Annotated in this window: 12 protein-coding genes; 7 read left to right on the top strand and 5 right to left on the bottom strand. The window is 65.2% G+C overall.

The features are described 5' to 3' along the window. The first annotated feature begins 1 nt into the window (after position 1). The 3 genes from MHN84_RS12315 to MHN84_RS12305 all read left to right on the top strand — a co-directional run bounded on the left by MHN84_RS12315 (position 2) and on the right by MHN84_RS12305 (position 4,860). Complete coding sequence (locus tag MHN84_RS12315; protein ID WP_241204916.1) at positions 2 to 1,963, top strand: serine/threonine-protein kinase; 1,962 nt, start codon at positions 2 to 4, stop codon at positions 1,961 to 1,963. Between the two features lie 120 nt (positions 1,964 to 2,083). Further along, on the top strand, positions 2,084 to 3,700 hold the full coding sequence (locus MHN84_RS12310; RefSeq protein ID WP_241204915.1) for a PPE domain-containing protein: 1,617 nt from the start codon (positions 2,084 to 2,086) through the stop codon (positions 3,698 to 3,700). A gap of 629 nt (positions 3,701 to 4,329) precedes the next feature. Next, positions 4,330 to 4,860: a hypothetical protein gene (locus MHN84_RS12305; protein ID WP_239736412.1), complete on the top strand. Its 531-nt coding sequence runs from the start codon at positions 4,330 to 4,332 to the stop codon at positions 4,858 to 4,860. A 215-nt stretch (positions 4,861 to 5,075) separates the two neighbouring features. On the opposite strand, the gene MHN84_RS12300 is transcribed toward MHN84_RS12305, so the two are convergent. Then, the gene (locus MHN84_RS12300) at positions 5,076 to 5,240 is read right to left on the bottom strand and encodes a hypothetical protein (protein ID WP_172835618.1); all 165 of its coding nucleotides are present in this window, start codon (positions 5,238 to 5,240) and stop codon (positions 5,076 to 5,078) included. Positions 5,241 to 5,423: 183 nt separating this feature from the next. Between MHN84_RS12300 and MHN84_RS12295 the strand changes: the two genes are divergently transcribed. Continuing rightward, on the top strand, positions 5,424 to 5,864 hold the full coding sequence (locus tag MHN84_RS12295; RefSeq protein ID WP_046364106.1) for a hypothetical protein: 441 nt from the start codon (positions 5,424 to 5,426) through the stop codon (positions 5,862 to 5,864). Between the two features lie 3 nt (positions 5,865 to 5,867). On the opposite strand, the gene MHN84_RS12290 is transcribed toward MHN84_RS12295, so the two are convergent. Both MHN84_RS12290 and MHN84_RS12285 read right to left on the bottom strand, forming a co-directional pair. Continuing rightward, a complete protein-coding gene (locus MHN84_RS12290) occupies positions 5,868 to 6,710 on the bottom strand; it encodes a ParB N-terminal domain-containing protein (RefSeq protein WP_043416222.1) in 843 nt (280 codons plus the stop codon). Beyond that, positions 6,710 to 7,423 carry a ParA family protein gene (locus tag MHN84_RS12285; RefSeq protein WP_043416219.1) on the bottom strand — a complete coding sequence of 238 codons (714 nt, stop codon included), beginning with the start codon at positions 7,421 to 7,423 and terminating at the stop codon, positions 6,710 to 6,712. Before MHN84_RS12285 ends, MHN84_RS12290 begins: the two co-directional genes overlap by 1 nt. Positions 7,424 to 8,825: 1,402 nt before the next feature. Here MHN84_RS12285 and MHN84_RS12280 point away from each other — a divergent pair. Together MHN84_RS12280 and MHN84_RS12275 are read left to right on the top strand one after the other, a co-directional pair. Then, entirely contained in the window at positions 8,826 to 9,752 is a 927-nt protein-coding gene (locus tag MHN84_RS12280; RefSeq protein WP_043416216.1) for a ParA family protein, read from the top strand. A 275-nt stretch (positions 9,753 to 10,027) separates the two neighbouring features. Next, the gene (locus MHN84_RS12275; RefSeq protein ID WP_241204914.1) at positions 10,028 to 10,453 is read left to right on the top strand and encodes a hypothetical protein; all 426 of its coding nucleotides are present in this window, start codon (positions 10,028 to 10,030) and stop codon (positions 10,451 to 10,453) included. A gap of 89 nt (positions 10,454 to 10,542) precedes the next feature. Here the strand turns inward: MHN84_RS12275 and MHN84_RS12270 are convergent, their stop codons facing one another. Together MHN84_RS12270 and MHN84_RS12265 are read right to left on the bottom strand one after the other, a co-directional pair. Then, positions 10,543 to 11,268, bottom strand: a complete 726-nt coding sequence (locus MHN84_RS12270; protein WP_255730349.1) for a WhiB family transcriptional regulator — start codon at positions 11,266 to 11,268, stop codon at positions 10,543 to 10,545. Position 11,269: 1 nt separating this feature from the next. Then, the gene (locus MHN84_RS12265) at positions 11,270 to 12,526 is read right to left on the bottom strand and encodes a helix-turn-helix domain-containing protein (RefSeq protein ID WP_241204912.1); all 1,257 of its coding nucleotides are present in this window, start codon (positions 12,524 to 12,526) and stop codon (positions 11,270 to 11,272) included. Between the two features lie 771 nt (positions 12,527 to 13,297). Here MHN84_RS12265 and MHN84_RS12260 point away from each other — a divergent pair. Further along, the gene (locus MHN84_RS12260) at positions 13,298 to 14,212 is read left to right on the top strand and encodes a DUF2637 domain-containing protein (protein WP_308192942.1); all 915 of its coding nucleotides are present in this window, start codon (positions 13,298 to 13,300) and stop codon (positions 14,210 to 14,212) included. The last annotated feature ends 97 nt before the right edge of the window (positions 14,213 to 14,309 follow it).

Raw genomic sequence — 14,309 nt, 5'->3', positions numbered from 1 at the left:
GGTGACACTGCAACCAGGGGCCATCGTGGGTGGCTACACCATCGAAAGCGTCCTCGGTTCCGGCGGGATGGGCACCGTGTATCGCGCTCGGCACCCCACCCTGCCCCGCAGTGACGCCCTCAAGGTGCTCTCCGCCGAGCTGTCGCGCGACGAGCACTTCCGGTCGCGGTTCGAGCGGGAAGCCGAACTCGCCGCCACCCTCGATCACCCCAACATCGTCACCGTCTACAACCGCGGAGACACCGACGGTCAGCTATGGATCGCGATGCAGTACGTCGCCGGCAGCGACGCCGAAAAGGAACTCGCCGCGGGCCGGATGACGCCGCGCCGCGCGGTGCACATCATCGGCGAGGTCGCCGGCGCCCTGGACTACGCCCACCGCCGCCAGCTGCTGCACCGTGACGCCAAACCCGCCAACTTCCTCCTTGCACCCCATGACGAGCGAATCTTCCTCGCCGACTTCGGTATTGCCCGCGCCCTCGACGACGCGGTGAACCTCACCCAAACCGGCATGGTGATGGCGAGCATCGCCTACGCCGCACCTGAGAGCCTCGCCGGCGAGACCGTCGACCACCGCGCCGACATCTACTCACTGGGCTGCTCGCTGTATCGCCTGCTGACCGGGCAAGCGCCTTTCGCCCGCCCCGGCGGCATGGCCGCGGTCGCCGCCGCCCACCTCATGGACCCCCCGCCGCGGCCCACCGACGCCGTACCCAGCCTGCCCACCGCCCTGGACGCCGTCATTGCCCGCGCCATGGCCAAAGAACCCGCGCAACGATTCCAGAGTGCTGGAGAGCTGGCCGCCGCCGCGCACCGCGCCCTCGATGACAGCACCGACGCCGTTGCGATCACCACCACCCCCACACCAGCAGCGCTCGGACCGCCCGACCGCACACCCCCGCACTGGCCCACCCAGCCCAGCCCGCTCACCCGCTCGACGGGGCCTGCGCCACAGCACTCGCAGCCGTGGCTCAGCAGCCCGTACACGTTCGTCGACCTACCCGCTCCGACACCACGGCGGCGTCACCGCCGCACCCTCATCGCGGCGGTCCTGGCCGCCGTCGTCGTGCTTGTTGCCGGTGCTGTCACCTTCTGGGCCTGGCCCCGCGACACCGCCACCGCCTACACGCCGCAAACCTTCATCCACGAACACGGACAAACCACGCTCACCGAGGCGCCCGGCACGGTCGTCGCCGCCGGCCCCGGAGACGCCGACGCCGTCTTATCCCTGGGCGTGCAACCCGCCGCGATCGTCTCCCCCGCCGGCCCCGCACCCTCGTATCTGACCGACCGCATCACCGGCGATGTCCGCGTTCTCGACACCGCAGATCCCGCGGCGATTGCCGCCACCCGCCCCGACCTCATCATCGACACCGCGACCATGAATGCACCCACCTACCAAGACCTGTCGAACATCGCCACCACCATCACCCGACCGCAAAACGCCAACGACTGGACTTGGCAGACCCAAATCGAGTGGATCGCACGCATCCTCGGCCGCGGCGACCAAGCCAAACAACTCATCGACCAGGCCACCACCAGTCAAGCCGAGCTGCGCACCAGCCACCCCGCATTCGACGGCAAAAGCGTCCAGGCAGTCCTCGTCACCGACAATGGCGTCCAAGTCGCCTCCGCCACTTCCCCCAGCGCCCTATACCTGCAAGGCCTCGGCTTCCGCTACGCCGACCAACCCGCCACCACCGGAACCGACAGCCTGCTTGCCGTTACAGACCCTGCCCAGCTGAACAACCCACCCACCGACGTCCGTCTCGTACTGCGCCGCGACCGCGCAGCCGGCGGCGGCAGCTACAACGGCCTATCGGAGCCCTTCACCCAATACACCGGCACTACCATCATCGTCGACGATCCCGCCAGCATCGACGCACTCCTCACCCCCGGCTACGCTGCCACCAGCTACCTCAACACCACCCTCGTCGACGCCCTCACCCGCCAGATCCGCTAAGAAAGCTATTTCGCTAGAGGCGGTGCTCTACCTCTCCCGGCTAAATAGGATCGGAATGCCGGGCCAGGTACGAGAGTCTGTCCGCGGCGGTCGCGGGACCGGAAATTTGGGGAGGTCGAGATGGCGCAGCTGGAGATTGATACCGCCGTTGTGACCCGTACAGCCGCTGCGGTCTCTGGCGCGGCCTCTGGCGGTTCCTCGCAGGGAATCACCGTGACGACGCCGGCCTCGGACCCGGTGTCGGCAGCGGTCACCGAAACGCTGCAGGCACGGTGCGCCGCGATCACCGGGTACAGCAACTTCGCTCAGGTCATCACCGAAGCTCGCGGGTCAATGTTGGCCAGCAGCGCGAGCACCTATGACGAGCAGGAGCAGCTCAACGCGGCCAGCCTGGGCTCGGCCGGCGGTGACTCCGATGCCCCGGCCAGCGCCGCGCCGTCGGTACCGAACCTGTCGACACCGACGATTCCGGCGGTCACCGCACCGCAGCTCGGCGCTTCCCCGACCAACGGCAAGGACATTGCCAGGCTGCTCCACGGCGGCCCGGGCCCTGCCGGGCTCTACAGTGCCGCCCAGCAGATGCGCAGCCATGCCAGCGAGTTGCAGGACGCCGCCCGACAGCTTCGAAGAGGTAGCACCGCCATCTCGGCCGATTGGCGATCAGGTGCCGGTGATCAAGCGTCGCAACGAATTGACGAACTCAGCCAGTGGTATGAGCGACACGGCGAACACGCCACCGCCACAGCTACCGCTCTGGAAACCCTTGCTGACAACTACGCGCGGGCCCGGGCGAACACACCCAAGCCCGAGGAGTTCGAGGACACCGAGCAGCGGCTGAAACGGGCCGCGCAGGCGAATGCGAACCCGGCCAATATGGGGCGCTACGCCCCCGTGGTGGCGGCGCTGCAGACCGAACTCGGTGGCCTGCACGCCAAAGCCACCACGCAATACGCCGACTACGCGCGCAGCGCCGGCAACCCCTCACTCGTCGGTGCGCCGTTGGAGCCCCCACCCCGCCCGGTCACAGGCGGCATCCATGCCCTCGATGCGCCGCTGTCGCCGGCCCCCGGTGATATCGGTGGAGAAGATGGCGGGGTGCCGGACTCCAGTCACGGACTGGTCGATCCTCATAACCCATTCATCGGCGATGAACGTTTTGGCCAGTGGCGGAACTACACGCCACCCCCTTATGTTGGATCGCAACCGCCGCCTCCCCCTGCTGAACACTTCGATCTGACAGATCAGCCGTTAAAGACCGGCGGTCCTTCCGGCTTCTACACGCCGGGCCAAAATTGGGTTACTCCAGATCAGCAACCCGCGTTTTCCCAGGCAGAGCAGTACCGGTTCCGCATGTCAGGGATGGACGGGACCACCTACACACGCGTCGTCACAGTGGATGGACAGCCGCAGCTCCAACGGTGGTTCGCATACACCTACGACTCGCAGAAGTGGACTCAGACGAATCTGAATTTGCCCGTGTGGGCGCGTACAGCGCCTGACCCGATTGGCGGCGTGTTGGGGGGCACAGCGTCGGACACGATCGGTGCGAGCTTGCCATCAATGGGTCCCTGGCAGCCCACCAGTCCTGCGCAGATCGCTGTACTGTCGGCAGCCAATCCCGGTGTCACCTATTACATCCCGGACGGATGCGGCGGCCAGTTCACTTTCCAGGGCGGAGTACCGATCGGCGGTACTGCTCCTGCGCCCAGCCCCCCATCGATGACGGCGCCGCGATGAACGCCGCTAATGATCGACTCCATTTCGCGTTGTCGGGCGTACCAAAGGTCGGCCCTCTGTTCAGAGGGTGCAGGCGAGAGCCTGGCAATGGTGCGAACACGCCGAAGGCGCGACTGCGGTCGGCCGCTTCTGCACAGCTCCCTGCCGGCCTTCCTGCTACCCATTTCGCGCACCGCCATAATCGGATGTACTTGCTGTTGCCTGCTTTACGCTCTCGTCGGCGCCTCTGAGGGCATGGCCGCCGGATCATCTGCGCGACCGCAGCCAGTGAGGGAGAGCCGCCGAACGGCGCGTTCCCTCGCGCCCGTATCTGCATCCTGGATCAGAGTCTTATCGTGGGGGTTTACTTCGCCAGCAGCGTGCGCGTGGGGCTCAGCGTCGGCCTCGCACTTGCACAGTGGAGAGGTCTACGAGATGGGAAGGACGACGGTATGCATGCGGGGGACAGTGCCGCCGACGGTCCACGCGACGGAGACACCGAACCGTTGCACATCATTGATCGTCCACCAGAAGCTCCGAGAGACGCCCCGCTTCGGCCACTGACAAATCTTGCCTTCGACTTCGATCGAACGTCGCGCTCGTCCCGTCCTCGGACGCGCCTCGCGCGCCCCGGCGCGGTGCCAAAGCTCGTGAGCAAGCGTGCCGCGATTGGGGCGGCATTGGTGGTTGCCGTGGTGGCCATCGCCGCTTCGTGGTTGTGGCCTCGAGGCCTCGCGCCTAGCGCACCGCCTCCGGCTGCCGACGATGCGGCTCAGCTGCGCACGTTGGTGCCGGCCGGCCTCAGCGCGTCCTGCCAGCCGGAGGTGGCCGCTTCCCCGGCGGTCTCGCAGCTCAAGTGCATCAACGAACACGACCCTTCAGGCCCGGCTTCCGCACGATTCATGCTTGCCAAGGACGCGGACGACTTGCCCGAGCTGTTGCGTCGCAGTGTGGAGGACGCACAAATCGTGGTGTGCCCGAACAACATGCAGTCACCCGGCCCGTGGCGGCGTAACGCGGCGCCATCTGAGATTGCCGGCACTTTGATCTGCGCGGTCCACGGCAACCGGTCGTTGATTGCGTGGTCGACCGCTGCCCACAATCTGGTCAGCGTGGCAGAAGGTGATGCGCAGGGGCCTTCGCTGACGCAGCTATACACGTGGTGGACGGTGAACTCCTAAAGGAGGTCCGCGGCAGTTTGGTCGCAACACCCACCAGTTCGGGCTAAACGAAGTTGATCGGCATCGACGGCCGAGTAAACGGAGAACCGCGCACCACGTCGGCGTACTTCAGATCGCGGTCCGCGACGTCGCTTTGGGGCTCGGAGAGAAAAGGTGAGTAGGCCAGCAAACGGCAAGGGGCCTCAGTGGAAGCATGTTGCCGATCAGAGTTGTCGCTAGGAGGCGGCGCGCTCGATTTCGGGGCTAAGCGATCTGTCGCGGAGCAGTTGCGGCACACTCACTCCCCGATGGGTCGCCGCGTCTTGCAGTAACGCCAGCTGGGCATCGGTGAACCGCACGAAGACGCCCTTGGTCAACTGGCGGGTTTCGCTTCCGCTCATACCACTCATGGCACCCTTCCCGGTCTGTCTCACGTCATGGCCAGCGCCGTGCGATGTCGTTAGTTTACGACATCCATGTCGCTATCGTGTGCTAAGTGGCCGGCACTAATAGCAGCGTGTCGTTCCCAATGTCGTTAACTAGGAGCATAATGCCCCTAAGGCCGTCAACGCGCTGAGAGCAGGATGAGTCCGTCCAAACAGCCGCCACCAGGAGTGGAGACGGAACCGCAGGGAGATGTGGTTCCGTTGCAGGAGGCTGCCTCAAAATTGGGGAAAGACCCGCGAACGCTGATCAAGGCGATCACTGCGGGCCACCTGCGCGGTGGGGCGATGCCGCGGCCGGAGCGGCTGCGTTGGTATGTCTACGCAAGTGAGCTTCCGCCGACCCCCGGTTCGCCGAAGGCTCCCGTCGTCGCCGACCGTCAGGTACAAGACCTTCAAGCGCAAATCGTGTCGCTGCAGGAGGCTAACCGGTTGCTGATCGCTGCTCAGCAGGATTTACTTCAGGCAGGCAGTGCGGGAAACGAAACGGCTGAGCATTATCGGCGCGTCGCTGAGCGGTATCTGGACGCGTTGAGTCAGTTCAATACGCCTGGCCATCTTGGCGATCTCGCGGATCTGTAGGCGTTACCGGCCAGAATCGGCCAGCAAGTCACGCAGACGTTGAACGCCGTCGGGGCCTAAGTAGGTGCGCAATGCATTGGCCAGCAATTCGGGTTTGGCCGAGAAATCGGCGATGGCCGAGGAGAGCACTCGGGATCGGCTGGGAGGTCGTTTGTCGGTGCCATTGCCCTCCCCCGCTGCGTTCCGGTCAAGGGCCGCCTGCCAGCGGGTCACTTGTTCTTCGAGTGGAACACGGGCGAGTTGACGTGCCTCCCTTATCGCGAGTTCACCGCGGCGGAGGGCGGTCTGAAGCTCGGGGGCGAGATGCAACAGGGCGCGGCGCTGAGAGATCCACCCGGCAGACTTTCGCAGTCGGTCGGCCGCCACGTCGGCGTACCCGCATTCCGCGACGAGCGCTTCGACGGCGCGAGCCTCTTCGATGACGTCGAAGTCCTGCCGGTCGACATTTTCGGCGATACTCGCGGCAATCAGCGTGACGCGGTCGCGGGCGATGGTGTCGTTGACGACGATGGCGAGGTCGCTGCGCCCGTATTTGTGCGCTGCAGCAAGCCGGCGACATCCGTTGATGACGACGTAGCGGGTGGCAATAGTGTCGTCGGGATAGAGGTTGAGGTAGGCCTCGCGGGTCACTACGGTGGCGGGCTGCAGTTGGATATCTGCGATGGATGCGAGGTCGGCGAGATCGCCGAGCTCCTCGCGCGGGTTGCGGGGGTTGGCGATGAGATCGGTCAGCGCGGCGGTGCGAGCGGTGGCGTCCTCCCGTTGGTGCTGGCCATTCTCGACTGGAGATCTGTCGCCGACGACGGTGTGGAGCTCGGCGAGGTTGACGCGTTGTCCTCGGGCCATCAGCGGGTTCCTCCGACGTTGAGTTCTAGCGCGAATTTGTAAAAGTCTTCGCGTGCTTGCAGCGCGACCCGGTTGGCGGGGTATTCGGTGACGACTTGTCCTTCAGCGCTGGCGCGCACGTGAAGTTTGTAGTGCCGAATGACGGTGTTGGCCAGCGGCCAGCCGTTGGCTTTGACGAACTCTCTGGTCTGATTGAGATCGAAGGTTCCGTCGCGGGGGTCCCAGTTGTTGATGACGACGATGTAGCGCAATCCGCGGGGCTGGACGACTTTGCCGATGGTGCGCGCGGTTGGGTCGAAGCTCAACGGTTCGGGCTCGATGGGCACGATGACTTGGTCGGCCATGTCCAGGACGGCGCGCAGAACGTCGGCGGCGGGCCCGCGGCCCAGGGGGTCGCCACCGCGGCTGTCTCCGTCGAGGTCGATCCATCCGGGGGTGTCGACGTAGACGTGTTGGATGCCGGGCAGATCTTTGATCTTGGCGAGATTGTCTAGGTCGTCGTGGGCCTGGGCAATGTGGAACGGCAGGTCGTTCATTCTCGATGCCCACCAGACCGCGGAGCCCTGGGGGTCGACCGACAGCGCAAGAACGGGTGAACTCGCGTTAGGGTCGTCGCCGCGGTTGAGGACATCGGCGGTCACGGCGGCCAGGTTGACCGACAGGGTGCTCTTGCCGACGCCGCCCTTTTGATTGAGCAGGACATGGATAGCCATGAATGGCCCTTCCGTATGCTTCCCCCGCACAGCGGAGTACTTCGGATCAGACGCGGTTTACCTTACGGCCACGCCGGGCAGTTCTACGCTCGCGACACGCCTCGTCTACCCCTGCTCACGTTGGGCAGCCCCATCGTCGGAGCGCGTACCGCTGCTGGGGAGCTGGCGGCAGCATCTCGAGAGTTCGCTTTACCGCGGTAAAGCGAGAGCACGTATCCCCCGCCGATGCGGTCCGCGCCGCCGTTCGCGGCATACGCCCTAATCGGGCCTAGCTCCGCCGATTCCGATCAGCTAGGGCTGAGACTTACCGTCGATTTACCGCGGTAAATCGTCACCTGACGTTTTGGCGGTTGGTATCTGTGCGCTCGCGGTGACGGGGCCGCTCTCGCGCGAGCGCGTTCGCATGGCACAGGCCAGCGGCTGCGGCCCGTCCCTGAGGAGATGATGTCAACAAGGATGCAGCCGGGTTCGTGTGCACTCGGTACCGAACCGGTTGAGGCTGTCCGCAGCGGTTTTGCTGTTCCGAGTACGGGCGAAGCGTCGCAGGGTGAACTGGGCGGGAGGGCTACTCCCCCGCCGCACGCATTGTGTGTTCGCTATGCGAGCACGCGTCACTAGCTTTCGTTAGACCTTATGGAATGCCGGACCGGCGAGATAACGCGCTGGTGGTCTCGAGCAAGGAAGCACAGTCGGCACTTCGCTCGCTGTCGCAAAGAGGATCCGACCTGGACCGGCAGCGCCCGGTGGGGCCATTCCGATGAGAGCGAGTTGTGCGCCGTCGGAGAGTGAGGCAATTCTGTATTGAGTCGGCGTAGACGATGCGATGAAGTGCATCCACACCGCGGGGTACTCACCCGCAAATTGGGTTCACCTGCATTATCCGGGCTTACGCCGGATGACAGGCCGGATAGTCACCCGGTGTTGTCCCGGGCTTGCGACGAGGCTACGACGGCTAAGTTGCCGGATTATTGGCGGGTGTCGAACCGGCAATTTGACGACTAAGAACGCGAGTAAGTGACGGCAAGTGACACGGTCGAGTGCCGTGTTAAAAACGTACGGGCGCACGTTCGTAAGGCGGGATGCATGCAGGGACGTGGGTTCACAAGCACATTCGATCGTTCTCCCGGACTAGTGTTTGATCGACTACCGATCCGGTAGACAGTCCGTTCTTTAACTCGTCGAACGCACGGGTTCACGCAGCGTCTCACGTCGGTGTGGCGCGGCGAGCACACCTCCGTTGTTACGCCCAGAGGGAATGGTGGTTGCCGGGCCGTCTGCACCGCTGCGCAGACGTCCGGTTCACCGCAATCCCACTCGTCCCAGCAGACACTCTGATCACAGTTCGGTATCGCGGGGGTGTGGCGGGCCGACTGTGAGGGCTCATCGTCATACCGTCACCGGTATGACGATGAACGGTCAGGCGCGCGTGGTCCTGGTGGCCAATCAGAAGGGTGGTGTCGGAAAGTCAACCACCGTGGCGGCCATTGCTGAGATGATCGCGGCCGCCGGCAAGCGTGGACGCCGGGTCCTCGTCGTCGACGGCGACCCGCAGGCCAATGTCACCGTCGAGGACTTGGGCGTCGATGGAGACGGCGGTCAGTCTTTAGCGCAGACCCTGCAGTTCGGGGCCCCACTGACGCCAGTGCGCGACGTCCGGCCCAATCTCGACGTCATCGCCGGCGGCCCGCATCTCGCGGTGGCCGGTGCCACCGCCCAGGTGATGGCCGAGAATGGCATCAACATGGCGGCCAACCTGGAGGCGCAGCTGAGTCTGTTGAGCGACTCCGAGGGTTACGACTTGGTGGTCATAGATTCAGGCCCCGGTGACGTCCCGCTTTTGGACACCTATCTGTCGGTCGCGAATTATTTACTGATTCCGACCCGCGATGACCAGGCGAGCCTGGGTGGGGTAGCGCGGTTGGCGAAGCGGTTCTGGCATGCCCGTAAGAGGGGCTCGTCGATTCAACTGTTGGGCGTGCTGCTTTTCGACGTCAATCCCCGCGCGACGAAACGCAACGAGGACGTTTTCGCGCAGGTCAACGAGATGCTTGCGGGCAGCGGCACGACGCCTTTCGACATCACGATCCGGTCGGCTCCTGCTGCCGCGGTGGATATGCGGACTTTGCACAAGACGGCGGGGGAGTTGGTGGCGCTTGCTCACGATGAGCGACGCAGCCGCATCGCGAAGTTGCGGGGCAAAGAGAGTCCGACGCGGGCGATGTGGTCGAGCGACCCCAGCGGGCTGGCGGCTGACTATCAGGAGCTGGTGCGCCAGATCATCGGCAGGTTGAGACGTTTCGAGGCGCCGGTGCAGGAGCGGGTCGGATGAGCTCCTCGAGGCCAAAGGCAAAACCGGTTTTCGATCCCTCCGCGCTCGATGACGATCTGGACGAGATGTGGCCCGCGGCACCAGCGAGACCGCCCGCCCGTCCCGTCGAGGTGTCCCGCCCTGCGCCGCCGGAGGCGGCTGCCGTGCCGGAGGAGACGTCGTCGCATGTCAAGCCGGCGCAAGCTTCTAGGGTTCCGGAGCCAGGCAGGTCGCCGTCGCCGCCGGCTTCTAGCGGCGACGCTCGACGTCCTGGGCGTCGACTGAATTCTGTCACTGTGACAGCAGCGGGCCCGGCGAAACGTGTACGTCCACCGGAGGTGCTGCTCTCCTCAGAAGTGTATGACGAGCTGTACCGGGTTCAGATCGCGGAGAAGAAGACGCGGCGTGGTTTGGCGCGCACGATGGGCGCGATCGTCCTGGATGCCATCGAAGCGCATGCGGCTCGGTTGGCTACAACGTGGACGAACCAGCAGCCGGCGTCGGTGGGGGAGGGGCAGCTGTTCGAGCGGCCGTCGTCGAATGCGGTGCCGCGTCGTCGTCGCCACGTGACCGCGCCGCGTACCGTGGTGCTCTCGGGTGTGACGCCGGCGAACGCGCGGCGGCTCGATGATCTTGTCGCCACTTGGGAGGCCGGGACGCGCAGCGCACTGGTCGAACAGGCGCTGCGGTATGAGTTTCACCTGCTCTGCGCCGACAACTGACGAGTTGGCTTTACCGCGGTAAAGCGGACGCCAGGGTACCGGGTTCCTCAGCCCGCGCGCGTGCGCTTCCGACCAATCGCGACATGAGATCAAGTCGACGCGATCCAAAACGCGGCGTCGTTGATCTCGTGCGCTTCCGGGCGCTCTGATGAGGCGAAAATGCTGGGATCGCGCAGACCACCGCGGGCATCAAGAAGGAGACGATGCTTCTGCCGCCACAGCATCGGTGTGGCGGCAGCGTCGGACACTGAGTCCAGGCGGTACCCGAGGTGGTAGATCATTTGAGAATCCATGCGCTGCAGGGTTATTGCGCATTCCTGACATACAGCGAACAGTGTCGAGGCATCGCCATCGCCGCGGCGGGGAACCCGGGAGATGACCGCGTCGGCCGTGAGGTGGCAGCCGGTGGCCATGATTTCGCAATACCCCTCGGAGCGGGCGAACACCAAGGTGCGTGGCCGCATACGGAAGGCAGCGCCGCTCTGCACGCCGGCGGGGAATACCGCGGAACGACGCGGTTCCCTAGGCGGGGGAGGGGGGTCATGCTCCGGTGCCACCGGAGGATCATCCGCAGCTATCTCGTCGAGCAGGGCCGCGGCGGCGGCGAAGCGGCCGTCGATCCAGATGCCGGCCCACATGCCCCAGGACGGCCGGCACTCCAGGGCCAGTTGTGCGCAGCTGCGGCGCAACGGGCACGCTAAACACGTTGAGAGAGCCTGCATTCGGCGAGAGCGGCAGAACCATTGATCCGGGTCGAGGTGACAGGGGGGTGGCTCGGTGATCGAGGTGTTGCGTCTCGACGGCGGCGACGTCATGTCAGTTCGCTGGGATGCCACGGATCTCGTCGACCCGGGTGCGGCGTTCCTCGTGCGCGAGGCGGTCGGCTTCAGCGCGACGCTGTAGAGCTCGTTGCGCGGCTTGTCGGGCGATATCGAGCGCTGCTCGGCGGCCCGATCCGCTTAGCGCCGCTCGGGCCGCTTGGCGTGCCCGCAGGGCTGCGTCTCGTTCGGCGAACTGGGCCGCAATGCGCTTGCGCGTCAAGGTGAACTCGGCAGCTTCGCGGGCTTCCTCGAGGGCTGAGGGTCGTTCGGCCGGGTTTCCATGAGCTGCAAGGATGGCGCCCAGCAGGCCGATTGGCTTGTGCGGGGCGTCGGGAATCCAATGTCCGGTTCCGATCCAGTCGGTGATGGCCTGGTTGAGGTCCCGCGGCGTCCAGCCGTGCTCGGCGACGGTCGTGAGTAGTCGGGCCCAGGGGGCGCCGGTGCGGTAGCGCCGGGCCCACGGCGGGCTGTGCCGGTCACAGATCCATCGGTTCGCCAGGGTTAGCGCTTGCGGACTAGGTGCTGTGCGACGCGGAGCGGCGCTGCGACCGGCCTTTGGTCGGGTGCTGGTAGTGAGTGAATTCTTAACAGAAGGTTGGTTCTCTAAAAGAGACCCTTCGGGATGGGGTGACAGCCGGTGAAATCTGCTGTCGTGCAACGCCCACACCGATGCCCAGCCGCGACCGCGGTCGCCGACGCGCCAGCTGGCGTAGCGCTCGGCGCGGGTGCGTTGCCTGCCCCGCATCACTTCGGTGGCGACTCCAAGGAGCCGCAGGGCTGTGGAGGCGCGCTGTACGGTGCGTACCGATAGCCCGGTGAGTTGAGCGATGCGTTCATTGGTGGGCCGGCAGTTGCGTCCGGTCCGGTGGTCGGCGAACGATGCGCGCGCTTCGGCCACCGCAACAACAGATTTGAGGCTTACTGGATTGTTGGGCATGACCGGACGTACGTGGGTGTTGTAGCGCAGGCGGTAGGCCGCAGGAACGGTTTCGTGTGCCCAGCGTCGCGCTCGACCGCTCCAGCATGGGATGGCGCCCCATTGCACGTTGACGTCGAGGGCAATACGGGGAAGGCGATCGAAGCAGTGTCCGCTGGCGCGACGGATCCATACCGGCGCGGTGTGGGCCGTGCCCCGGCGGCGCAGCGACGGGCCGGAACCGTGATAGGGACGAGTGGTGACATCGGCGAGGTCACGGTGCGCGGCATATGGACCGTGTGGAATGCGTGCGCTACCGTGGAACGCGTCTTTCAAGACGATTCCCTTCAGCAAGGGGGAGTGGCGTGAAAGCAACTGGGTTCGAGCGGCAACTCGAACTTGACGACCCTCGGTCCTTCGGGCCGGGGGTTTCGTCGTTTAGGTGCTTTCCGAGAAGTTATGTAGTTGTGTGGCTGACGATTTCAGCGGTCAGCCTGGGTTCCTGTTGGTCGGGTCTCCTCTCCTGGGTTGAGCCGTTTCCGGCGCGGATATCCGCGCTTGGACGTACGCCGCCCACAGACATCGAACGTTGAGCCGGCACCGCGGATATCCGCGCTTGGGTGTGAGCATGCCGCACGAAGCAGCCGGTGGCGGGGAAGACACGCCGCACCATCTTTCACACAGGTAACAGCGGTCGCGGGTCCTCGCGGCCCCACATGCAGATGCGTGCGCGTCAATGTTGCCCCCGGCATCATGTGTGGCACGGAGAGCCACCGTCCGGAGTCGGCATTTCGTGACCGAGCGAGTGACACTGCGCCCCAACATTGGTCGTCGAAGCGGGAGTACTCCTGAACGCGAGGTGTCGGATCGATCCGGCGGCGCGGCCGCGGTCCTGTCGTGGAAGATGCCGGCGTACGGCCGGAACACCACTTGCGTGGGCTGCATCGGGAAGCACGCCAATCAGGCTGGCACGCGGTGACACGCTGTGCACCGCCCCTAGGTCCTCAGTGTGTTCATGTGCACCGCTGCCTTGACTCGCACTGGATTCTTTGGCGCATAGCTGTTGCACCACAGGCGCTGTTGGATGGAGGTCAAGCATCCACATCGATGTGCTGTGGTGGACACCTGTCTTGGAGGAAGCGATCGATGACCGCACTAGACGATGTGGGAACCGTCATCGCCGATGACGATCGAGGAGTCAGCCCACCGCCTGGGGAGCAGATTGACGTACGGGGGCTCGGGTCGGAGGGCGGCGTGCGACTTCGCGGGGTACCGACTCTGGTACGAGCGAGTCGCGCGGTGGCAGTGACTATCACCGCAGGCATCGCCGTGTCGAGTTTCGTCCTGTCTTTTGCGGCGCTGAGCGACCTCGCTCGGCGGACCGGAAGTTGGGCGGACTGGTTACCATACCTGTGGCCTGGAATCGTCGATGGCGCAATCGTTTTGGCGACCATGGGCATCCTGACCACAGCGGCCTATCCCGATCAGCGCAAGAATCGACAATTCTTCTGGTCGATGCTCGCCCTGGGTTCCCTGGTAAGCATCGGCGGCAACGCGCTGCATGCCATTCTCCCGGCGTCGGCGCCTCTGCCGACATGGCTGGCCTTCGCGGTGGCCTGCGTCCCACCCGCAGGAATTCTTGGGTCCACCCACGCCGTGCAGATCCTCTGGCGGTTCAACCCGACACAGGCGCCGGAGCACGCCGCCAGCCCCCACGCCGCCTGGGCGCCCATGACGCCAAGGCACCTCGATCGCGGAGAGCGCTGGTTGGGGATCGCCCGCGAGATTCATCAGCGCGGCAGGTTGACGACACACTCCGAGGACACGTTGACGCAGGCGCTGTGGCGGTTGTTCGAGGTGCGACCGGCGATGTCGTTGCGCGCGATCGGCGAGGAGGTCGGGGTGAGCCATCACGACGTCATTGCCCGCATCCGGCAGACCGCGCTGGAGGTGGTCCGAGATCGCCCCGAATTGGCTCCTATGGCCGTAGCTATCGAGGGTCCGCCGGGCTTAGCGTCGTAGAGAGCGACCGCGCGGCGGTGCTGAGGAAAGGACTTCGCTCGTGACTTTCGGTCTTCCCAGTGTTCCCGACCTCGTCTCGGATCTGCTGGAGCCTGCG

The sequence above is a fragment of the Mycobacterium sp. PSTR-4-N genome (assembly GCF_022348085.1).
Lineage (GTDB): Bacteria > Actinomycetota > Actinomycetes > Mycobacteriales > Mycobacteriaceae > Mycobacterium.
The sequence above is the reverse complement of the archived record's forward strand: the minus strand, read 5'-3'. Positions and strand labels throughout refer to the sequence as shown.

What these genes read in the sequence shown, in the direction of transcription:
- MHN84_RS12270 (WP_255730349.1), bottom strand. Translation starts at nt 11,268, where the DNA reads ATGACGTCGCCGCCGTCGAGACGCAACACCTCGATCACCGAGCCACCC.
- MHN84_RS12280 (WP_043416216.1), top strand. Translation starts at nt 8,826, where the DNA reads ATGACGATGAACGGTCAGGCGCGCGTGGTCCTGGTGGCCAATCAGAAG.
- MHN84_RS12260 (WP_308192942.1), top strand. Translation starts at nt 13,298, where the DNA reads ATGTGCTGTGGTGGACACCTGTCTTGGAGGAAGCGATCGATGACCGCA.
- MHN84_RS12295 (WP_046364106.1), top strand. Translation starts at nt 5,424, where the DNA reads ATGAGTCCGTCCAAACAGCCGCCACCAGGAGTGGAGACGGAACCGCAG.
- MHN84_RS12300 (WP_172835618.1), bottom strand. Translation starts at nt 5,240, where the DNA reads ATGAGCGGAAGCGAAACCCGCCAGTTGACCAAGGGCGTCTTCGTGCGG.
- MHN84_RS12290 (WP_043416222.1), bottom strand. Translation starts at nt 6,710, where the DNA reads ATGGCCCGAGGACAACGCGTCAACCTCGCCGAGCTCCACACCGTCGTC.
- MHN84_RS12285 (WP_043416219.1), bottom strand. Translation starts at nt 7,423, where the DNA reads ATGGCTATCCATGTCCTGCTCAATCAAAAGGGCGGCGTCGGCAAGAGC.
- MHN84_RS12310 (WP_241204915.1), top strand. Translation starts at nt 2,084, where the DNA reads ATGGCGCAGCTGGAGATTGATACCGCCGTTGTGACCCGTACAGCCGCT.